Genomic DNA, 21,659 nt, shown 5'->3' on the forward strand with positions numbered 1-21,659 from the left:
ATGACGCACCCACCCCGGACACAGATACGCGACCACCCCGGTCAGTTGACCGAGGCAAACAATGCATCCGTTTCGAAGGACTGCGACCCTGAAATTTTTTAATCTCTTGTTGCCACGGGCCTGTAACAATTGGTGCGAGGGACACCCAATCAGAAGTCTTTGCCCGACCATAAGCAACAGTTATGGAAAACCACAACCCCATTGCAGACCGACCGGCGCGTGCAACATTCCATCGCGCAGGACAGCTCCACCTTCGCGGTCCCGGGCGAGCCAGAGCGGACCGTCAAGGTCTACGAAGCGACTTTGCGCCGCCACATGCCATCCCGCAGCGACCGAGAGCGAGGAGCACAGCATGCACCCCGTCATCACTCCCATGCCCGCTTCGCGCGCCGCATCGGCAAGGGCTAGCGCCTCGCTCAGGCCTCCCGACTTATCGAGCTTGATAGTGACGTAATCGTAGCGACCGGCCAGGTGCGCCACATCGCCCTCGACGTGCGCGGATTCGTCGGCGGCCAATGGAACGGCACACGCGAAGTCTTCCAGCGCTGCGTCCCCGCCTGCGGGCAGCGGCTGCTCCAGCAGCGCAATACCCGCTTCGGCCAGCCACCCCATGACACGCTCAAGCAAAGCAATATCCCAGCTCTCATTGGCATCGGCGATCAACACCGCGCCCGGCGCCGCAGCGCGCACCGCCTTGATCCGCTCCACCACGTCCTCGCGGTCGAGCTTGATCTTGAGCAGCGGCACTGGACCTGTACTGGGACAGTCCTCGAGGATGTCCCGAGCCCGCTGCGCCATGGCCGCTGGCATGTCGATCCCCACGGTGACCGCGGTCACCAGCGCGCCAGGCACTGGTCCCGTCCGCGCCGTTACCGAAACCCCGCTGAGCTTGGCTTGCAGATCCCAGAGCGCGCAGTCGAGCGCGTTGCGCGCGGCTCCAGGTGCCATGGTCGCGCGCAGTTCCTCGCGCCCCATTCCATTCTCGATGGCTTCGCGCATGTCCGCGATCTGTGCCAGGACGCTCCTTGCACTTTCCCCGTAGCGGCCCGAGGGCGCCCCCTCCCCGCGACCAAACCGGCCTTCCTCCTCGATCTCGACCGTAACAAGATCGATGGCAACGCGGGTCCCGCGGGCAATGGCGAAGGGCCTTGCCAGCGGGAACCAGACTTCCTCGGCGCGGAGGGCACGCCGCGCACTCATGGCAACTGGGCGATCCGTTCCACGATCGGCTCCATGCCGGTGATCACCGGGTCGACACAGGGCAAATCCAGATCATCCTCGATCCGCGCGCACAGGTTCGCCACCTCATCGGGCGGCATCTGTGAGCCGTTGATAGAGACGCCGACCGCCGCAACATCGGGGCTAGTCAGCCGAGCACAGCGCAGGTTCTCCTCGAGGCAGGCCTTGAGGTCTGGCACCGCAATGTGCGGGAGCCCGCGCATGTGCGGGCGCGAAGGATCATGACACAGCACCAGGGCGCGCGGCTGCGCCCCATGCAGGAGGCCTAGCGAAACACCGGCGAAGGAAGGGTTAAAGAGTGCCCCCTGCCCTTCGATCACGTCCCAGACCTCGTCTTCACGCGCCGGGGAAAGGGCCTCTGCGGCGCCAGAGATGAAGTCGGCGATGACGCTGTCGATGACGACGCCGTCACCTGCAATCATCACGCCGGTCTGGCCAGTCGCGCGGAAACGGGCGGACATGCCCTTCGCGTTAAGGGCCTGGGTGAGATGGAGCGAGGTGAACATCTTGCCTACGGCGCAGTCGGTGCCGACGGTCAGGAGACGATTGCCCGCGCGCGGCTTTCCGTTGCCCACGGCAAGGCCCTTCGCCGCGATACGAATGTCGATCAGGCGGCCGCCGGTTGCAGCTGCCCGCTCACGGATGCGCGGATCGTCGGCTAGGTGCTGGTGGAGGCCTGAAACCACATCGAGACCCGCATCAAGCGCGGCCAGGATCGGCACAATCATGGCCTCCTCCAGCCGTCCGCCGCTGGTCGCAATGCCCAGGACAAGCGTGCGCGCGCCGGCCGCGGCGGCCTGCTCCGGGTCCATCTGCGGAAGGCCAAGCGAGAGTGCCCCCCCAAGGCTCAGTTCCCCCACGCATTCACCGGGACGAAACAGCGCCAGTCCGCGCGAAGTCTTGATGTCGAGCGGGTTGGTCTTGTCGCCAAGGTACAAGAGGAACGGGCCTGCAATTGCCTGCATGCCATCATCCTTTCGGCGCGAGGTCTGCTCACTGGTCATCACGCCGGAATATCACAAACCGTAGCATTCCTGCCATTAGGAGACGTGCGCCGCCTATAGCAGAAACTTATAACAACGAGCCCCTCCGGGGTGGGCGAGCCGATCAGCCTCCGGCACCAAGGCGCGCACGCACGTGATCGAGGAAATCAAGCGCAAGGCGCGAAGGCGGGCGCCCTTCAAGGTGCGCAGCCTGAATCATGTAGGGCTGGCGCGGCTCGAGCGGGCGGATCGCCAGGCCGGGACGCAGGGCGCCCAGGGCCGTATGCTGGTCGACGATGGTTGCCCCCATTCCCGCCCGGACCATCGCCGCGGCCATGGCATAGGAGCGCGAGGACCCGACCGGCTCCAGTTCGATACCGCGCGTGGCCATTTCGTTTGCGACGAGGCGCGCCTGTGGCCCGCTGTCCGACGTCGAGACATAGGAAAGCCCGGCCAATGCCTCCAGCGGCAGGGGATCGGGCGCGTCGGGAAAATCGTCCTCGCGAAACAGCGCGACCATCTCGGCCTCGCCAAGCGGTACGCTCGCCACCGGCGTCCCGCGCGGAAGCGAGTAGCAGATGACAAGATCGGTCTCGCGCTTGTAGAGCTTGGCCGCCATCTCGTCGTGGTGCGACGTGCTCAGATCGATAACGACGCCCGGATGCTCACGCACATAGTCGGCGACCGCGCGCGGCAGGAAATCGACACCCAGCGCCGGAAGCGTCGCTATTCGCAGCACCTGGCCCCGGCCCCGCCGAAGGTTCTGGGCGATCTCGCGGAAATGATGGACCTGCGCCTGGATCTCGTCGGCCTGGGCGATCAGCTCATGGGCGTCCGCGGTGGCCACCAGCCGCCCGCGTACGCGGTTGAAAAGGGGAAATCCCAAGAGATCCTCAGCATGGCGCAGGAGATTGGTCGCCGCGGGCTGCGATACATTGAGCTGGAGCGCCGCCTTGCTGACCGAACCGGTCGTGTAAACGGCGTGAAAAACCTCGATGTGCCTAAGCTTCATGAACCCTGCCGCTAAGCTGTTTCGCGCCCGAGAGCAACCGGCCATCGCGCACGCCCGATAGTTCGGGATGGCAGACCGGAGAGCCGGTTTGCTCCCTCCCCGGTCCGTACGGGTGCGTCAGGGCTTGTGTACCTTCATCGTGTCGAGCACGTCGCCATTGGCTGTATAGGCTGTGTAGACAAGGTCTGCGCCGTCCACGTCGATCACTTGGTAGGCCTGCGTGCGCGCCGCCGATCTGCGCGCCCAGTCGAGCTCGGCAACCTCGTACATCTTGGGGCCAGCTACGGAGACCACATAGGTCGCCCCCTTCCCGTCTGACGCGGGCCCCGTCGCATCGATGGCCCCGCGCGCATAACCATGGTCGTGGCCCTGCAGGACCAGATCGACCCCGTACTTGTCGATGAGCGGCTTCAGCGCCGAACGCACCTTGGGGTTATCACGGTCGGGATCGCTGGAGAACAAGGGAAAGTGGAGGAAAATCACCGTCCAGTGGCTCGGGTTCCGTGCCAGCAGGTCGTCCAGCCAGGCGATGGTCTGCGCCCGAGCCGCTTCGTTGCGATCAAGCTGCGGGGAATCGATCGAGATCAGCCGCAGGCCCTGATAGTCGGTGTACCAGTGCGTCTCGCGCGCCTCGGGAACGCCTCGGGGGCCATTCTCGGGGAGCGTGAACTGGTGGCGCCACTGCCCCGTGACAGATGATCCGGCACGGGCCGCACCATCCTTGCCGTATTCGTGGTTGCCCGGCGTCGGCATCTGGGGGGTCTGGGCGTAAAGGAAGCCCCCGGCCGCGAACCACTCGCCCCACTCCCGGTCGGAATTGTGGTGGTTGATGAGGTCGCCCGCATGGATCGTGAAAGCGACATCACCGGCCGTGCGGAAGCCCATGCGCAGCGTGCGCGAGGCTTGCGAAAGCACCTGGTTCTGCATGTCACCGAGGTACAGGAAGCGAAAGGGTTTGGCCACCTGCGCCGCCGTGCGGAACTGGAACCACTCCGACCAGAGCGTCCCATCCCCCACGCGGTAGGCATAGACGGTATCGGGCTTCAGGTCCTTCATCACGGCCGAATGGTAGGCGGCCCGAAAGGCCGGGTCCTCCTCGGTCGCAACGCTCGCCTCCTCGGTAATCGCCGCCAGGGTCATCGGGGTCTTCACAAAGTCCGGCCCCGGCGTTGCCACGGCGTACTCGACGCGGCCGGGAAGGCCCGGCGCCGTGCGCCAGGTGAGGGCCATTTCGTGCGCGGTGTCGGCGGTGAGGTTGAGAATGATCCGCTCGGGCGCCGCGGTTGCCGGAGCAAGCACGGCCGCCTGCTCCTGCGCGGCCACAGGGGCGACACAGGAACCGGCAAGGAGAGCGGCCAGGAAGATCTTGGGAAACAACGTCATGGCAGGTCTCTCTTGCATCAGAAGATCATGTTGAAGCCGAGCGAGATCGAGCGCCCGTTCTTGATGTAGGCGCGGCTCGCTCCGTTGCCCGAGGAGACGGTCTGCCAGTAGGTGTGCGAATCAAAGAGGTTCTGCACCTGAAGCTGGACCGAGGACTTCTCGAGAAAGGTCTTGCGGAAGGTGAGGTCGACGAAACTGTACGCCTGCTCGTAAGGATCGTTTCCGAAGTCGTTGATCCCGGCCATAAACTTCGACTGGTAGTTCCAGGCACCGTAAACCTCCCAGCCGTCGCGCTCCCAGAAGAGCTGAAGGTTGGCGATGGTCTCGGGCGTCTCCATCAGCGGCAAGGTGTAGCCTGCGGGGTGCCAGGACAGACCCGTCTCGGCCTCAGAGCGCTGCAACGTCAGGTTGCCACCCACGCCCAGCGAGCCAAGCACGCCCGGCAGCCAGTGGAGGAGCTGCTGCGCGCTGATCTCCATGCCGTAGACATCGGCCCACTTGCCGTTGTTGGGCATCGTCACCGCCACGCCTTCGGGATTGACGTTCACCCCGGCCGTGCCGTTGCGGATGTTCGAGGAGGACGAGCGGAACAGGAAGTTGTCGATCTGCTTGTAGAACAGGGCGACCGAGTAGGCGCCCGTGCGGCCTGCATAGTGTTCAAGCGACATGTCGAAGTTAGTCGAACGCAGGGGCTTCAGGTCCGGGTTCCCCATCTCGATCCCGGTCAGGATCCAGTCCGAGGTCGGGTTCAGTACGCCGTCGCCATCGGGATCGCGATCATAGGCATATTCCCGCGCCGAGCTCATGCGCGCGATATCGGGACGGGCAAAGCTGGTCCAGACCGCGCCGCGCAGCTTGGTCTTGTCGTCGAAGTCGTAGTTGACATGGATCGAGGGCAGCCAGTTGGTAAAACTGGTGCGGTCGCGCGTGTAGCGCTCGCCCAGCACCGGGTCCATGTTCCAGGCATTGATGGTGTTGCGCGTTTTTTCCATGCGCACGCCCGCGATGATCTTCGCCTTGCCGATCTGCGCAGTGCCCATGAGATAGGCGGAAAGGACACGTTCCTCGAAGCGGAAGCTGTCCTCGTCCGAAATCTCGGCCTGCGAGGGATCGACCGCGAAGCCATTGAAGTAGCTGCTCTCACCAGCTTGCGCATGCTGCAGCTCGGCCAGCATCGCCTCGTTGTCGAGAACGGTGCCCAAGCGATAGTCGCCGGTGTAGGCGCCGCTGAACAGGCTGGTAATCTCCTTGCCGTAAAGCCCGGAAAAGTCGGCCAGCGTGCCCTCCGAATTGAGATCGAGGAACGAGCCTTCGTACGTGCGCCGACGCGAGTTGTAGAACTTACCGCCTGTCTTGATCGCCTTCAGGAATGGTCCATCCACATCCCAGCGGGCGTTGAACTGCCCCTGCCAGAGCTTCTCGCTCGACCCGCCCACTTCGCCCTCAAGGCCGTTAAAGTCGTATTCGCCTGGGTCCTGCACTCCGGCAAGCCCCGCCGGGTTCAGCAGCCACTTGGGAAAACGCGAGTCCTCGGCCGCCGAGAAGAGCACGCCGCGGTTGCCCAGCCAGCCGTACTTGTCGCTGCGGAACTCCAACTCATAGCCATCGTCGAGGTTGTCCTCCGACTGCGAATAGGACACGTCATAATCGAGCGTCAGCGCCCCGAAGCGCGACACACCGCCAAAGTTGGCCGAAGCCAGGTTGCCCGTCTCGGCCGAACCTTCCCAGAAGCGACGCAGGCGAAAACCCGCAGGGTCCCAGGCGCCCGAGTTGCCGACCAGGCTGTAGGTCGAACGCGCCGAACGGTCTGCATCGGTAATGATGCCGTCGCCATCGCGGTCAACGATCTCGCCGGGCGTGTAGCCATAGATGCGCCCCAGTTCCTCATCGAAGCCGGTGATTGCATTCTCGGGCTGGGCAAGGTCCGTGCGCGAATGGTCGATCTGAGAAAGCCGGGTGGAATTGCGCGAAGTGTCGTTGCGGAAGTTCAGGCGGTTGAGGAATTCCTTCTTGCGGTACTTGTTGTACTGCCCGCGCAGGTGGACGTCGTGGTTGTCCGAGCGGAAGTCGACGCTGGAATTGACGCCCCAGCGCTCCACTTCGGTCTCGCCAAAGCCCAGGTTCATGCCGCGAAGGACGAAGCGGTTGGGGTCCCAGCCCAGCGTTTCACTGTCGGCGTACCAGGTATCGGGCTGGTTATCGCCATCGACGCCGTTCTGCTCGAACTGGGACTTGCGGCGGCTCCAGCTGCCCGAGACGAAGACACCAAAGTTGTCGGAAAACTGGCGCGAGGCGGCGGTGGAGACCTGCGCGGACTTGCGGTGGTCGAACTTGTCGAGCATCCCGCCCTCGGCGGAGAAGCGGAAGTAGGTCGGGTCCTGGTCAAAGGCGGTCGGGGTCGAGATGTCGACCGAACCACCCAGCGCATCGCCATCGCGGTCCGGCGTCAGCGTCTTGTAGACGGTGATCTCCTTGATACCGTCAGGCGGCAGGACCGAGAGGCGCACGCCGCGGTAGAAGACATCGTCACGTGAGCCCGCGCCGCCCAGACGCACACCGTTGATCGAGTAGTTGTTAAGCTCGGTGGAAAGGCCGCGCACGGTAATCCGGTCACCCTCACCCGTGGTTGCGCTGCGCACCGCGTTGACGCCCGGCATACGTGCGAGCGCTTCCGAGACGTTGTTGGCGGGCAGCTTGCCCATGTCGTCCGCGCTCACCGTGTCCGAGACGACATCCGTGTTGCGTTTCTTGTCGAGCGATTCCTGCACCGCCTCGAAGTAGCCGGTGACCACGATCTCGTCGTCGGCCGGGGCCAGGGCCACGCTGACTGCCGCAGCCGACGTGCGCGCTGGCACTGCCGCCACGGCCACCGTGGCGGCGGCCTTCGGAGCGGCTAGACGTACGATGATGGTGCGGCCCTGGCGGCGGGTCTCGACGCCCGCCCCGGCCACCAGCCGGGACAGAGCCGCCTCGGACGAAAGCGAACCTGAAACAGCCGAGCTGCGGCGCCCGCGCACGACTTCGGCCGAAGCCGCGACCTGAAGACCCGTTACGCGCGAATACTGGCGCAGCGCGCTCCCCAGGTCCTGCGCAGGGATAGCAAAGGTAAAGCTCTGCGCGCCCGCTGCATGAGCCGGTGCTACTTTGGCCGTAAACGAAACGCAGGCAAGCGAAAGGGCCAGCGCCGAAACACCGGCGCGGCTGGATCGTGAGCGAAACATGAAATCCCCTGTGTGGTAACCTAATACGCGGGGAAGACGTTTGGAGAATTAAAAACCCGAAAAATAATTTTATGGAACTTTTATTAAATTACGATGCCATTTTAGAGACATAGAACTTCACAGCATCACAGGCGGCCAATCCGGTAACGGCCCTCTTCGCGCGACCAGGTCAGGTCGTGGATGGCCGCCAGCGTCTCGACGATTTCCTGGGGCTTACCCATGTCGAAGCGCCCCGTGACGCGCAGCTCTCCCAGTTGCGGATCGTCGAGTACGACCGGAATGCGCGAAGTCCGGTTGAGCCGCTCGACGAGCCGGTCCAGCCGCGTGTCCTGCGCATCGAACCAGCCATCCAGCCAGCCCGGACGATCTCCGCCGATACTCTCAAGGCTGCGCACATGAGCGCCGTCAAGGATGAGTCCGGTACCTGCAGGCAGACGCCACGCGCCGCTCTCGCCAGCAACCTCGACAAGCCCGCGATAGACCCGCACCTCGCGGCGCCCGCGCGCGAGGACGTCGATATCGAAGGCCGTACCCAGGACTTCGACGCGTGCGCCCTCGGCCTCGACCGCGAAACCGCGCAGCGCTTCGTGCGCCACATCGAAGAAGGCCTCGCCCTTCTCCAGTTCGGCCTCACGCGACCAGGGGGTCAGCCGAACCGAGAGTCGCGAACCACCGCTGAGCTGGATGTGTGAACCGTCCGCGAGCACGATCTCGCGCGTCGTGCCCCAGGGGGCCTCGTAGGTATGGGTCGGTGCGAAAAGTCCCTGCCCGAACGGCACGACAACAGCGAACGCCGCAAGCCCCGCCGCCAGTCCGAACCAACGGCGACGTCCCCAGCCCCCGCCGCGCTGGGCATCTGCTGTGTCGAGCCTTGCGGCATTGTGATTACCTGCGAGGCTCGCGCATGCAGCTCGCGCAAATCCTTCAGACTGCCAAAGCGATGCCATTCGGGCGTAGCTTTCCACGTGACGTGGGTCTTCGGCGATCCAGACATCGAAGTCTGCCGCAACGGCGCTGTCCTGCACGGGGCCACGCATACGCTCCAGCCAGAGCGCGGCCGCACTATCGATCTCGGCGCGTTCGCTCGCCATCATTCGTTCCATCCCGCCGGATCAATCCCGGCCTTTTCCATCGCGCGGCGCAGGTCCCCCAGGCCACGGGTTATATGCTTCTCGACCGCCTTGTTGCTGAGCGCGAGGTCCTCGCCAATGGCCCGGCAGCTTTCGTTACGCAGGCGCCGGCGCACCAGCACTTCGCGGCGCAGCGCGGGCATGCGGCTGAGACATCGCTGGAAGACCTCGATCGCGCGCCGGGAATCGAGCACCCTGTCCAGCGATGGTGCCGCGGTCTGCCACTGGCCTTCATGGTCGTCGCCCCCCTCTCCCGCATCGGCGTAGCGGCTCTCGGCGCGGTGCTGATCGACGAGGAGATTGTCGGCAATGCGAAAGCCCAGCGCGAAGACACTCCCGATTTCCTTCGCCCGACTGATCGCGATCAGACGCAGCACGGTCTCCTGCGCAATGTCCTCGGCGAGGTCCCCGCGCGCGCCACGGGCGCGCAGATAGCCGATGAGCCGGGATTGGACCATGGTCCAGTCGGTGCCGGGACTATCGCCGTCACGGGCAAGCAGAAGGGTATCGGGTCGGGACACGGCACGGCTTTCCGTGAAGAGAATGCGGTCGCTGTGCGCCCTAGCCGCGCTCCATTACGGTTTGGCGACGCGTGCGCTACACGTCGACCGCGCTGGCGACGCGGTCCTGTCCGCCGAACACGCGCAGGTAGCGGGCAACCTCCTCCGGATCGCCGGTCGACTTGGCCGGATTGTCGGAAAGCTTGACTGCCGGGCGCCCATTGGCCTGCGTCACCTTGCAGACCAGCGAGATCGGCTCGAGCCCGGCCTGCCCTTCCGGGTCGCAATCGCGAAAATCGTTGGTGAGGTTGGTGCCCCAGCCAAAGCTCATCCGCACCTGGCCATGGAAGTGGTGGTAGGTTTCCTCGATGGTGTCGATGTCCATGCCATCGGAGAAGATGATAAGCTTGCGGCGCGGATCGACGCCGCGTTCCTCCCACCAGCGAATGATCTGCTCGCCCCCCTCGATGGGCGGAGCGCTGTCGGGACGAAAGCCGGTCCAGCGCGTCAGCCAGGCGGGCGCGTCGCGTAGGAATGCGGTGGAGCCGAAAGCATCGGGCAGCGCAATTAGCAGGTTGCCGTTGTAATGCTGCTGCCAGTCCTCCAGCACCTGGTAGGGAGCGTGCGCGAGCTCGGCGTCACTCATCGCCAGCGCCCCAGCCACCATCGGCAACTCGTGCGCGTTGGTGCCGATCGCTTCGAGGTCCGCATCCATCGCAAGAAGCACATTGGAGGTGCCGATGAAACGGTCCCCCAGCCCCTCCTTCAGGGCCTCGACGCACCAGCGCTGCCACAGGAAACCGTGCCGCCGCCGCGTGCCGAAGTCAGAGATGGCAAGATCGGGCAATTGCCGCAACCGCTCCACCTTGTCCCACAGCCGTGCCTTGGCCCTTGCATAGACGACATCGAGCGCGAACTTGCCCCGCCCGGCGAGCGCGGCGCGCGAACGCAGCTCGTTGACAATGGCAAGCGCGGGGATCTCCCACATGGTAGTGTGGGTCCAGGGCCCCTCGAAGCGCAGTTCGTACTGCCCGTCGACCTTGCGCAGGTCATACTCGGGAAGCTGGAAGTCCGCGAGCCAGGCCAGGAAGTCCGGCTTGAACATCTGCTGCTTTCCGTAGAAGCTGTTACCCGCGAGCCAGATCAGCTCCTTCTTGGCAAAGCGCACCGAACGCGCATAGTCGAGCTGGGCGCGCAGTTCACCCTCGTCGATGATGTCGGCCAGCCGCACCGATTTCGTGCGGTTGATGAGCGAAAACGTCGCATCGACATCGCCGTGGATGTGATGGATCATCTGCAGCATCAGCAGCTTGTAGAAGTCGGTGTCGAGCAGGCTGCGCACGATGGGGTCGAGCCGGAAGCCGTGTTCGTAGCTGCGCCGTGCAATGTCGGTTACGGTCATGCCAGGCTCCTTAGCCGATTGCGGGAGGGAAGAAATACAATGCCGGCCCATAGTGCGCGCAGGCATTGCAACAGCAGGTACGGCCGGCACGCTCCCATCGCTCAGGTCACGTCCCGGAAACGATAGAGCGCGGCGGGACGATGGGATGTTCCGGTTTCGCGCGCGCCGGTCGGCGCAATCCAACCCTTGTCGATCATGCGCCGCCGGAATGCGGGCTTGTTGAGCGTGGTTCCCCGGATCGCCTCGTGGACATCCTGGAGCTGGCGCAGGGTGAAGAACGAAGGCAGGAGATCGAAGCCGACAGCGGTATAATCGAGCTTGCCGCGCAGACGCTCCAGCGCAAGGGCAAGGATCTGTTCGTGATCGAACGCAAGGTGCAGCCGCGCTCCGGCGCGGTCCACCACATGGATGTCGCGTACACCATCAGCCTCCGGCACGGCCAGCGTAGCGCACAGCACACCGGGATGGGCCTCAAGCGCCGCTTCAATGGCCGCGGGGGCCAGAAGCGCCAGCCAGGCCACGGTCACGATGCGCCGACGCGGATCGCGCGCCACCTCGCCAAAGGTATAGAGTTGCTCGCACCGCACATCCGAGAGCCCGGCCTTGTCGCGAAGCACACGCTGGGCGGCGTCCTCGAGTGACTCCCCTGCCCCTACGAAACCACCGGGGAGCGCGGCCTGCCCCGCAAAGGGCGCTGCACCGCGTCGCAGCAGCAAGGCGCATGGAGCCCGCTTGCGCACGCCCATAAGCACAATATCCACGCACACGGACAAGCGGGCGCAGGCATCTGCTGCATCCTCTCTTGCCGTAATGTCGATATCCGCCACAGCGCACCTTATATATAATTGACGCTTTACTTATTTTCAGGGCGCATATAAGTCAAGACGTAACGCTCTGAGGAGACACGTCTGATGCCGTTCGTAATTGTCGTGGACACGCAGAGAGACTTCATGGCGCCCGATGGCGCGCTCAGCGTGGCGGGCGCGGACGATCTCGTCGCGCCGATGCAGGCCTGGCTCGAGGCACTGGATCCTGAAACGACCGAGGGCGTTCTCTTCACCTTCGACACCCACGACCCGGCCATCTATCCCGGATCGCCCGAGGCCGAGGCTTTCCCTCTTCACTGCGTGCGCGAAAGTGCAGGCTGGGCAAACATGCTCGATCCCGACCGGGTCCCCGCGCAGATCCCGACCTGGAAGCTCGAAAAGGGCGTTTTCGACATGTGGAGCGAAGCGGGCCTGCCGCTCACCAGCGCGCGCAGAGACGCCACGTCAACAAAGCCCATCGCACGCGATGCGTTCTTTGCCGACATTGCCACGCGTGGGGTGCGCGATGTGAAAGTCATCGGCGTCGCGGCCGACTACTGCGTGCTATGGGCTGTCCAAGGGCTGCTCGAACGTGGTTTTACGGTCCATCTGCCTGAAGCTCTGACAAAGGGCATCGACCGCCAGATCGACGAAGTTCTCGTCAGCGATCTCGCCGGAAAGTCCGTCCATCTCGAGAAGGCCTGAAGTGCCCCGCCTGCGCTAACGGCAGCAGAGCGGGACAAGAAATGGCACGCGCAACGCCAGTGGCCGCAGCACCGCCGCGACAATCGCGAGAAGCAACATGCCCACGACCGAGGCCAGCACCGCCGAGGATGGCGAAGGCGGCAGCACCCACAGCGCCACCGGCTGCATCACACTCATAGCCAGCATCATCGCGAGAAAGAAAAGACCGGTACGAAGTACAAAGGCACTCCAGCGTCCGACCCGTTCACGCGGGGTGAAAGCGGGACGCGAACCTTGCGCCGCGCGGCCCGGCCACTGGCAGGCAATTGCGACCAGGATCATCAGCGCGCTGGTGGCGGGCAGTATCCGCAGATGAACCCACACGCTTGACAGAAGGTCGAAACCATCGCCCGAGCAGATTGACTGCATCGTATAGTAGGCCAACCGTCCATCCGCCTTTGCGCCCAGGATTGTCCCGCCCGCACACAGCATCATATCGCGCAGCAGGCGAACGGCTGCACTGTCGCTGCCGACACCGCGAAGGTCCTGAGCGAGGGAAACCTGTCCGGTCAGCGCGTTGCTCCTGGATATCATGGGTCGCTCCTAGACGAGCGCCCGCACGGTAACTTTGACCCGGCGCAAAGGCCAGCGCAATATCCGTGCAATCGCCGGCATCGCTGATGAATGAACCTGAGAGAGGTCTGCCCCGCCCCCCCCTTGCCGCGCTATCGAAACCGCACCTCGGCGAGATCTTTCGCAAAAATGGCGCAGCGCGCGGAACCTTTTACAGCCGCTTGCGTTACCCCGCTCGACCTATTCCGTTTCCAGCAGGCGATCTGGCCCTCGCCCATGCTTATCAGAAAGACACCATGGCTTTTGCGCGCGCCCTCGATTCCCGTCCTCTTCTCTACACGCTGCTGGCTGCCCTTCTGGTCCTCACCGCGATCGTCGACAGCACGTTTCCACTCGGCATGGCGTTCTGGGTCCTCTATCTAGTTCCAACCACCCTGGCTTTCCTGTCACCGCACCGGATCGTCCCGGCCGTGGTCGCGGTGGTGGCCTGTGTCCTGATTGTCGTCGGTTTCGTGCTGGCCCCCGAGAACAGCTCGGACGGCTTCGCGCTGGTCAACCGCACACTCGCCTGCATCACCAACCTGCTAATCGGCGGCATGGGCGTGGCCTTTATCGCGATGCGCAACGCCACCCGTTTCGAGCAGCACCTGCGCCAAGCCGAAACCGACCTTGCCCGCGCACTTCAGGGCAACCTCTCGCTGGAAGATCTAGGCACGAGGGTTCTCAACTTTCTGGGCACCAATTTCGGAGCCACGGCAGGCCTGCTCTACGTCAACGACGACGGCATCTATCGCCGCGCGGCCAGCTATGCCGTGCCCGAGAATGCGGTGGTTCCCGACGTGATCGAGCGCGGCGACGGCCTGCTTGGTGAAACGATCAACCATGGCCGGGCGCGCGCCATCACCCGCATCCCCGATGGCTACATCGCCTTCGGTTCGGCGCTGGGCCAGGCCCGCCCGGATCGCCTTGCGATCGGCGCCTCAACCATTGACGGACGGGTCAATGGCCTGATCGAAGTCGCCTTTCTCGACGAACCCGGCAGCCTTGCCCATGAAGTGCCCGACTTCCTCGAACGTATTTCCGGCATGCTGGGCGTGGCCCTGCGCGCGGCCAAGTACCGCGCCCGCCTCGAACACCTGCTGTCCGAAACCCAGCAGCAGGCCGAGGAAATGCAGAACCAGAGCGAGGAACTGCGCGCCACCAACGACGAACTCGAAGCCCAGACCAAGCTACTCCAGTCCTCGCAGGAGCAGCTCGAGGCGCAGCAGGCGGACCTGGAACGCTCCAACGCCCAGCTCGAGGAACAGACGGCCTCGCTCGAAGCCCAGCGCGACGAGCTGACCCGCGCCCAGACCCGCATGCGCGCGCAGGCCGAGGAACTGGAGCAGGCGAGCCGCTACAAGTCCGAATTCCTCGCCAACATGAGCCATGAACTGCGCACCCCGCTCAATTCGCTGCTCATCATGGCGCGCCTCCTTGCCGACAATCGCGGCGGCAATCTCAACGAGGAACAGATCCGCTACGCGCAGACTATCGAGACATCGGGCAACGACCTCCTCACCCTCATCAACGACGTTCTCGACATCTCCAAGATCGAGGCCGGACGCATTGACCTGGAAGCGCGTGAACTGCCGGTCGAGGATCTCCTCGCCAAGCTGCGCGATAGTTTTGCAAGCTCTGCGGCCGACAAACGCCTTGCGCTGCGCATCACGCTGGATGATGACGCCCCACGCACCTTCGAGACCGACCCCCTGCGTTTCGAGCAGATCCTCAAGAACTTCCTCTCGAACGCGATCAAGTTCACCGAGAAGGGCGAGGTCGCACTCGAAGTCTCAGCTACGCCTGACGACGCCATGGCCTTCACCGTGCGCGACACCGGGCCCGGCATTCCCGAGGACCAGCGCGATGCGATCTTCGAAGCGTTCCGCCAGGCAGATGGTGGGATCGCCCGCAAGTACGGCGGAACCGGCCTTGGCCTGTCGATCTCGCGCGAACTCGCAAGCCTGCTTGGCGGTGCAATCACGCTGGAAAGCACGCAGGGCGAAGGCAGCGCCTTCACTCTCACCGTGCCCCGTACCTTCCAGCCCAGCGACTCCGGCCCAGCCTCCCGGCCCACTTCGAGCGCGCCTGATGAGCGCAGCGCACGTAGTGGGGCCGGCGGTAGCTCGCAGCACCGTCCTACCGTCTCCATCACGCCGTTCGTCCCCGACGACCGGGAGAGCCTCACCGGCGATTCGCGCACGATCCTCATAGTCGAGGACGATCCCGCATTCGCCCGCATTCTCCTCGACATCGCCCACGAGGCCGGCTTACAGTGCCTTGTCGCCGGAACCGCTGACGAAGGCACGCTGCTGGCCCGCCAGTACCTGCCTCAGGCAGTCATCCTCGACATGCACTTGCCCGACCACACCGGGCTCTCGGTTCTCGATCGGATCAAGCGCGATACCCGCACGCGCCATATCCCGGTGCACATCGTCTCGGCCGACCACGATGACCACGACGCTCTTGCCAACGGCGCAGTCGGCTACCTCTTCAAGCCGGTCGCGCGCGAAACGCTGGTCACCATGCTCGAAGGTCTCGAAGCCCGCATGGCCCAGCGCCTGCGCCGTGTGCTGGTGGTGGAAGACGACTCCATCCAGGCCGATGCCATCCACCAGCTGCTTGCCAGCCGTGATGTCGAGACGGCCACTGTCCAGAGCGCAGCAGGATGCCTGGAGCGCCTGGCTCGCGACACTTTCGACTGCATGGTGCTGGACCTCAACCTGCCCGACATGTCTGGCCTTGACCTGCTCGACCGCCTCTCTCACGATGAAAGCGTCTCGTTCCCGCCCGTCATCGTCTACACCGGCCGCGATCTCTCCTCCGAAGAGGAGATGCGTCTGCGCCGCTATTCCAAGTCGATCATCATCAAGGGAGCCAAGAGCCCGGAACGCCTGCTCGACGAGGTTACGCTTTTCCTCCACCAGGTCGTCTCCGAACTCCCGGATGAAAAGCAGCAGCTGCTGGCCCGCTCGCTGGGCCGGGACGCCGCGCTGGAGGGGCGCCAGATCCTCGTTGTGGAAGACGATATCCGCAACGTCTACGCCCTGACCTCGGTGCTGGAACCGCATGGCGTGAACGTGCGCATCGCGCGCAATGGCCTGGAAGCGCTGTCCGAGCTGGCCCGCGCAGCCGACAGCGACGGCGCGCCGGTCGATCTCGTACTCATGGACATTATGATGCCCGAGATGGACGGCCTCACCTGCATGCGCGAGATCCGCAAGCAGAGCGAATGGAACAGCCTCCCGATCATTGCACTCACCGCAAAAGCCATGGAACGCGACCACCGCGAGTGCCTCGAAGCGGGCGCCAACGATTACCTGCCCAAACCGCTCGACATCGACAAGCTGCTCAGCCTCGTGCGCGTGTGGATGCCGCGCAGGTAATCGGAATCATGATGATCATGCGCAGCGAAGACACCCTGGAGGACATCGAACTCGATCTCCTGATCGAAGCAATCTGGCGCCGCTACCAGTATGATTTCCGCGACTATTCGCGCACATCGGTGCTGCGCCGCCTCCAGCGCGCGCAGGCCCATTTCGGGCATGCCAACCTCTCCGGGTTGCTCGACCAGATCCTGCACGAGCCCGAATGCCTTCCCGAACTGATCGGCTTCCTCACCATCCAGGTCAGCGACATGTTCCGCGACCCGGACTACTTCCGGGCGATCCGCGAGAAGGTGGTGCCCCACCTGCGCACCTGGCCCTCGATCAAGGTATGGATCGCAGGCTGTGCGAATGGCGAGGAATTCTACTCGCTGGCCATCCTCTTTCGCGAAGAAGGCCTGGAAGATCGCACCTTGTTCTACTGCACCGACATCAACACCGCCGCACTCGCTCGCGCCAAGGCCGGGATCTTCGAGATCGACCGCCTGCCCGGCTTCTCGCGCAATTACCGCGAGGCCGGTGGCAAGGGCTCGCTCTCAGACTACTATACCGCGAACTACGGCGTCGCCCGCTTCGACCCTACTTTGCGCAGCCGGGTGGTCTTTGCCGACCACAACCTGGCCAGTGACGCGGTCTTCTCGGAGGTCCATTTCGTGTCGAGCCGCAATGTCCTGATCTACTTCGACCGAGCCCTTCAGGACCGCGCACTCGGCCTGTTCGCCCGCTCGCTCCCGCCCGGCGGCTTCCTTGGCCTGGGGACCAAGGAAACCGTGCTTTTCTCCCCCGAGCGCGAGAATTTCGCCGACTTTGCACCTGATGAAAAGGTGTGGCGGCGCCGTTCCCATTCCAGTCAGGAGGCCGCCTATGCCGAATGAGCCCATCAAGATTCTGGCCGTCGACGATATCCAGGAAAACCTGGTGGCGCTGGAGGCTGCGCTTGACCAGCCGGGTGTCGAACTGGTCACGGCAAGTTCCGGCTTCGATGCGCTGGAATTTCTTCTCAAGGACGACTTCGCGCTGGCGCTTCTCGACGTGCAGATGCCCGGAATGGACGGCTTCGAGCTCGCCGAGCTGATGCGCGGGACCGAGCGTACGCGCGGCATCCCGATCATCTTCCTCACCGCCGTCGCGACCGACGAGCGGCGCAAGTTCCGCGGCTTCGACGCGGGCGCGGTGGACTATCTGCTCAAGCCGCTCGACATCACAATCCTGAACTCCAAGGTCGCCGTCTTCGTCGAGCTGGCCCGCCAGCGCCGCGAGATCGCCAACCAACGCGACGAACTGGGCGCCGCACTCGGCCGTCTGCGCGCCTATGGCGACAATTCGCTGCTCGCCACGCTGGAAGTCGATGCGGACCTGCGCATTCTCAACTGGTTCAAGGGCGCCGATCGCACCATCGGCTACCACGCCCAGGACATGATCGGCGTGCGCCTGCAGGATGCCCCCTTCCTTCTCGAGGAGGACCGCGCTTCGGTTCAGGACGCGATCCGCGGGCTTCTGGGCAGCGATGGACGCCGCGCCGTGCAAGATCACCGTTTCCGCCGCGCCGACGGGGCGCGGCGCGAGGGGGAATGGTACGCCAGCACGCTCTCGCGCAGCAACGGCTCGCACGGCAGTATCATGCTCTCGATGATCGACGTCACCGAGAGGCGCCGGGCTGAACGCACCCAGCGCCTGCTCATCGGTGAACTGAACCACCGGGTGAAGAACACCCTTGCGACCGTGCAGGCGATCTGCTCGCAGGGCTTCCGCCACGCCCGTTCGCCCGAGGACTTCCAGGAAGCCTTCACCGGCCGCATCCAAGCGCTCTCACGCGCGCATTCGATGCTGAGCGCGACCACCTGGGACAGCGCCAGCCTGCGCCACCTCATCGCCGACCAGGTCGCCATCGGCGCCATAGGCGAGGACCGCCTGTGCCTTTCCGGGCCGGACATCGACCTGCCGCCCGAACTGGCGCTGCGCTTCTCGCTGATCCTGCACGAACTGGCCACCAACGCCCACAAGTACGGTGCCCTTTCCAACGATACCGGCACCGTGAGCCTCAGCTGGACCCGCGAGGGCGAATGGATTTCGCTATGCTGGCAGGAAGCGGGTGGCCCGCCCGTGGTCAAGCCGGAACGCCGCGGCTTCGGCTCCAGCCTGATCGAGGGCAGCCTCGCGGCAGACGGCGCGCGCATCCACGCCGACTATGCCCCCGAAGGCGTGCGCTGGGACCTGATGGTCCCGCTCGTCACTGGCTCGGACTGCGCTCCGTGCGACGAGCCCAAGGCGGCCGCCCTTGCCGATTTTCCACCATCCGACACGCAGGATGGCGCCGACGAAGCACCGGCGCCAGCGCTCGACCACACTTCCGCGCCGCCAGAGCCGCACCCCGTTCCCGAACCCCAGAGTGGCCGCGCCCAGATAGCTCCCCTGCCCTCGCTCGACAATCTGCGCATTCTCATTGTCGAGGACGAGCCGCTCGTTGCCATGGAACTGGCCATGGAGATCGAGGACAACGGCGGCATCGCGATCGGCCCTGCCTCCTCATGCGAACAGGCCATCGGCATCATCGAACAGGCCCATCCCGATCTTGCGCTTCTCGATGGCAATCTCAACGGAGAGCGGATCGACCCGGTGGCCGATGCCCTTGCAGCGCATGACACGCCCTTTGCCTTCGTTAGCGGCTACGACAGGCAACATCTTCCCGCCAACCACGGCCATCGCCCGATGCTCGCCAAGCCCTTCCTCGGGCGCGAGGTCCATGCCGTGATTGCCGAATTGGCGCACGAGATACGCAACACTGCAGGGTGAAGGGTGACGGGTGACGGGTGACGGGGGCAAAGACAGAAAAACGGTTAACACAGGTTACCCAGCTCCTCCGGCAAACCTGACGGACAAGCGCAAGGAAAAGGGTTACCCGTCCTCCTTCACAATGGTCTTGCCGGGCCGGTCAGCCCCGGCCTGCCGCCATTAGTCAGGATACGCCCATGCCCCGCTCCGCCTTCGAATCGACGTCCCACACCGCCACGCTTCGCACGCCTCTCGACCCCATGCTCCGGCGCCAGATCCACGGGCCCATCCAGCCGATGGACGAGCCCAGCCTCATCACCGAACTGGGCGAGCGCCTGCTCCGGGTCCTGCGCACGCTCTAGCGCCACGCGGGCCGCGCGCCGGGGGTGACGCAAGGCGCTAGCTGGCCTAGATCGGCATGATGACCTCCTCCCCCCGGCCCGCACCTGCCGCATCGGTGCTCTTCGTGTGCCTAGGCAACATCTGCCGTTCGCCGCTGGCCGAAGCCGCCCTGCGCGAAGCCGCAACGAAGGCGGGCCTCGCGCTTGAGATCGATTCGGCCGGGACCGGCTCCTGGCACATTGGCAAGGCACCCGATCCGCGCTCGTGCGCCGAGGCCCGGCACCATGGCATCGACATAGGGCAATACCGCGCCCGGCAGGTTTCCCCGGCCGACTTCGCCCGCTTCGACCGGATCATCGCCATGGACGCACAGAACCTCGCCGATCTTGAGGCCATGGCGCCGGCCAATGCGCGTGGGCAGCTCTCGCTCCTGCTCGATCATGTGCCGGGGCTTGAAGGCGAAGACGTCGAGGATCCCTACTTCGGGGGCGAGGAAGGCTTTGCCATTACCTGGGACCAGGTCCGGCGCGCCGCCGATACCCTCGTGCGCGAGCTCGCCGGACAGGTCTGAGCCTCAAGATGGCAGAACCTCAAAATCGGCGCAGCCAGTACTGCATGGGCTTGGCGCTTTTCTCCGCCTCGCGGTGGTCCTTCCTGGCACGTTCGATGACCAGTCCTTCGACCGGCGCATAGCCGCGCACGCGCCAGAACGGGTCGAGCCGCACCACGACCGCGAAGGTAGCCGCGGGCGCCCCTTGCTCGCGGGCTGCGGCCTCGCGCGCAGCGAAGAAGGAATGGCCGATCCTCGGACCGCGGAAGTCCGCCAAGAGCACCGACTCGCCGAAATAGAGCAGCTGCTGCGTCCCCCCCCACGCCGCGAAGGGCGTGGAAAATTCCCCCTTCTGCGCCTGCAGGGGCAAGGCGGTCGCCTGCCAGAGCCGCGATGAGGACATTGCCCTCAGCCTCTATGAACCCGTGCAGACAGGCCTCCTCGTAGGCCGCATCGCCATCGTAGAGACAGGGCCAAAGCTGCGAAGACCTCCATGCGCAGCTGCGCCAGTGGCCCAGCCATTGCCCGCACCTCGTGCGCCCTCCCCTGCCCGTATCGCCACGTCCATCCCGGCCTCTTTCGTCCTCGTCCCTGACCTCTTGTCGCAAGCCTGGCGTATCCCCCGCCTCTCGCGCAAGTCCGCCTCCCAATCGCGCCGTTTGATTTTGGCCCCGGTTGCTTTATATGCGGGCGCTGAACACCCCCGGCCCCACAGGTCGCCAAAGCGACGCCGCAGCCGGGGTTTGCTCTTTTTCAGTTGCTCAATTTCACGTTGCAAGGATCACCCGAATGACCCGTCGCCGCCAGATCTACGAAGGCAAGGCCAAGATCCTCTACGAGGGCCCCGAGCCCGGTACCCTGATCCAGTACTTCAAGGACGATGCGACCGCCTTCAATGCCCAGAAGAAGGGCACGATCCAGGGAAAGGGCGTCATCAACAACCGCATCAGCGAGTACGTATTCTCGCGCCTCAATCACATTGGCGTGCCCAACCACTTCATTCGCCGCCTCAACATGCGCGAACAGCTGGTCCGCCAGGTCGAGATCATCCCGATCGAAGTGGTGGTGCGCAACGTCGCGGCCGGCTCCATCTCCAAGCGCCTGGGCATTCCCGAGGGCGAGATGCTGCCGCACACGCTGATCGAATACTGCTACAAGGACGACGCGCTGGGCGACCCTCTCGTCGCTGAAGAGCACATCGCGTGCTTTGGCTGGGCCAACAACGAGGAGATGCAGGACATCGCCGCGATGGCCATCCGCGTCAACGACTTCATGGCCGGCATGTTCGCCGCTATCGACATCCGCCTCGTCGACTTCAAGCTCGAGTTCGGCCGCATCTGGGACGGCGACTTCAGCCGCGTGATCCTCGCCGACGAGATCAGCCCCGACGGCTGCCGCCTGTGGGACATGGTCTCGGGCGAGAAGCTCGACAAGGACCGCTTCCGCCGAGACCTCGGCGGTGAGGAAGAGGCCTACCAGGAAGTCGCGCGTCGCCTTGGCCTGCTCCAGGATGACAATGGCCCGAGCGAAGTCCTCGACCTCTCGCAGCACCGCAAGCTGCGCGGCAAGTAAGCCGTACGCCCTCCGGGGCTGACAAGACCTGCCAAGCCCCCCGGTCATCCGCGCATGACCGGGGG

18 protein-coding genes are annotated in these 21,659 nt (G+C 64.6%); 7 read left to right on the forward strand and 11 right to left on the reverse strand.

What is annotated here, in order from left to right; genetic code table 11:
- Nucleotides 1-180 precede the first annotated feature (180 nt).
- The 9 genes from FMM79_RS02765 to FMM79_RS02805 form a co-directional block, all read right to left on the reverse strand.
- On the reverse strand, nucleotides 181-1,200 hold the full coding sequence (locus FMM79_RS02765; protein ID WP_148625902.1) for a dipeptide epimerase: 1,020 nt from the start codon (nucleotides 1,198-1,200) through the stop codon (nucleotides 181-183).
- Nucleotides 1,197-2,204, reverse strand: a complete 1,008-nt coding sequence (locus FMM79_RS02770; RefSeq protein ID WP_148626176.1) for a DUF1611 domain-containing protein — start codon at nucleotides 2,202-2,204, stop codon at nucleotides 1,197-1,199. Before FMM79_RS02770 ends, FMM79_RS02765 begins: the two co-directional genes overlap by 4 nt.
- Nucleotides 2,205-2,346: 142 nt before the next feature.
- On the reverse strand, nucleotides 2,347-3,234 hold the full coding sequence (locus FMM79_RS02775) for a LysR family transcriptional regulator (RefSeq protein ID WP_148625904.1): 888 nt from the start codon (nucleotides 3,232-3,234) through the stop codon (nucleotides 2,347-2,349).
- Nucleotides 3,235-3,351: 117 nt separating this feature from the next.
- Nucleotides 3,352-4,617: a metallophosphoesterase family protein gene (locus tag FMM79_RS02780; protein ID WP_205466435.1), complete on the reverse strand. Its 1,266-nt coding sequence runs from the start codon at nucleotides 4,615-4,617 to the stop codon at nucleotides 3,352-3,354.
- Between the two features lie 17 nt (nucleotides 4,618-4,634).
- A complete protein-coding gene (locus FMM79_RS02785) occupies nucleotides 4,635-7,838 on the reverse strand; it encodes a TonB-dependent receptor (protein WP_148625908.1) in 3,204 nt (1,067 codons plus the stop codon).
- A 125-nt stretch (nucleotides 7,839-7,963) separates the two neighbouring features.
- Complete coding sequence (locus tag FMM79_RS02790; protein ID WP_162528424.1) at nucleotides 7,964-8,932, reverse strand: FecR family protein; 969 nt, start codon at nucleotides 8,930-8,932, stop codon at nucleotides 7,964-7,966.
- Nucleotides 8,929-9,489 carry an RNA polymerase sigma factor gene (locus FMM79_RS02795; protein ID WP_148625912.1) on the reverse strand — a complete coding sequence of 187 codons (561 nt, stop codon included), beginning with the start codon at nucleotides 9,487-9,489 and terminating at the stop codon, nucleotides 8,929-8,931. The genes FMM79_RS02790 and FMM79_RS02795 overlap by 4 nt, the downstream gene beginning before the upstream one ends.
- 76 nt (nucleotides 9,490-9,565) lie before the next feature.
- Nucleotides 9,566-10,870: a nicotinate phosphoribosyltransferase gene (gene pncB / locus FMM79_RS02800; protein WP_148625914.1), complete on the reverse strand. Its 1,305-nt coding sequence runs from the start codon at nucleotides 10,868-10,870 to the stop codon at nucleotides 9,566-9,568.
- A 101-nt stretch (nucleotides 10,871-10,971) separates the two neighbouring features.
- Nucleotides 10,972-11,697, reverse strand: a complete 726-nt coding sequence (locus tag FMM79_RS02805; RefSeq protein WP_256376767.1) for an NUDIX domain-containing protein — start codon at nucleotides 11,695-11,697, stop codon at nucleotides 10,972-10,974.
- A gap of 84 nt (nucleotides 11,698-11,781) precedes the next feature.
- On the opposite strand from FMM79_RS02805, the gene FMM79_RS02810 reads away from it, so the two are divergent.
- The gene (locus FMM79_RS02810; RefSeq protein ID WP_371710681.1) at nucleotides 11,782-12,381 is read left to right on the forward strand and encodes a cysteine hydrolase family protein; all 600 of its coding nucleotides are present in this window, start codon (nucleotides 11,782-11,784) and stop codon (nucleotides 12,379-12,381) included.
- A gap of 15 nt (nucleotides 12,382-12,396) precedes the next feature.
- Here FMM79_RS02810 and FMM79_RS02815 read toward each other — a convergent pair whose 3' ends face one another.
- Nucleotides 12,397-12,954: a hypothetical protein gene (locus FMM79_RS02815; protein WP_148625918.1), complete on the reverse strand. Its 558-nt coding sequence runs from the start codon at nucleotides 12,952-12,954 to the stop codon at nucleotides 12,397-12,399.
- A 275-nt stretch (nucleotides 12,955-13,229) separates the two neighbouring features.
- Here FMM79_RS02815 and FMM79_RS02820 point away from each other — a divergent pair, with 275 nt between their 5' ends.
- From FMM79_RS02820 to FMM79_RS02835, 5 genes are all read left to right on the forward strand, one after another.
- Nucleotides 13,230-16,358 (forward strand): response regulator, encoded by a 3,129-nt coding sequence (locus FMM79_RS02820; protein WP_148625919.1) that lies wholly within the window; start codon nucleotides 13,230-13,232, stop codon nucleotides 16,356-16,358.
- Nucleotides 16,359-16,366: 8 nt separating this feature from the next.
- A complete protein-coding gene (locus FMM79_RS02825) occupies nucleotides 16,367-17,233 on the forward strand; it encodes a protein-glutamate O-methyltransferase CheR (protein WP_148625921.1) in 867 nt (288 codons plus the stop codon).
- Nucleotides 17,223-19,151, forward strand: coding sequence for a response regulator (locus tag FMM79_RS02830; RefSeq protein ID WP_148625923.1), 1,929 nt, complete (start codon nucleotides 17,223-17,225; stop codon nucleotides 19,149-19,151). Before FMM79_RS02825 ends, FMM79_RS02830 begins: the two co-directional genes overlap by 11 nt.
- A 176-nt stretch (nucleotides 19,152-19,327) precedes the next feature.
- Nucleotides 19,328-19,492: a hypothetical protein gene (locus tag FMM79_RS21135; RefSeq protein WP_153269305.1), complete on the forward strand. Its 165-nt coding sequence runs from the start codon at nucleotides 19,328-19,330 to the stop codon at nucleotides 19,490-19,492.
- Between the two features lie 56 nt (nucleotides 19,493-19,548).
- The gene (locus FMM79_RS02835; RefSeq protein WP_240338936.1) at nucleotides 19,549-20,043 is read left to right on the forward strand and encodes a low molecular weight protein-tyrosine-phosphatase; all 495 of its coding nucleotides are present in this window, start codon (nucleotides 19,549-19,551) and stop codon (nucleotides 20,041-20,043) included.
- A 19-nt stretch (nucleotides 20,044-20,062) separates the two neighbouring features.
- Here the strand turns inward: FMM79_RS02835 and FMM79_RS02840 are convergent, their stop codons facing one another.
- On the reverse strand, nucleotides 20,063-20,425 hold the full coding sequence (locus FMM79_RS02840) for a hypothetical protein (RefSeq protein ID WP_240338937.1): 363 nt from the start codon (nucleotides 20,423-20,425) through the stop codon (nucleotides 20,063-20,065).
- 386 nt (nucleotides 20,426-20,811) lie between these two features.
- Here FMM79_RS02840 and purC point away from each other — a divergent pair, with 386 nt between their 5' ends.
- Nucleotides 20,812-21,594 (forward strand): phosphoribosylaminoimidazolesuccinocarboxamide synthase, encoded by a 783-nt coding sequence (gene purC, locus FMM79_RS02845; protein ID WP_148625925.1) that lies wholly within the window; start codon nucleotides 20,812-20,814, stop codon nucleotides 21,592-21,594.
- Nucleotides 21,595-21,659: the final 65 nt, after the last annotated feature.

This window comes from Novosphingobium sp. BW1, from assembly GCF_008107685.1.
GTDB lineage: Bacteria > Pseudomonadota > Alphaproteobacteria > Sphingomonadales > Sphingomonadaceae > Novosphingobium.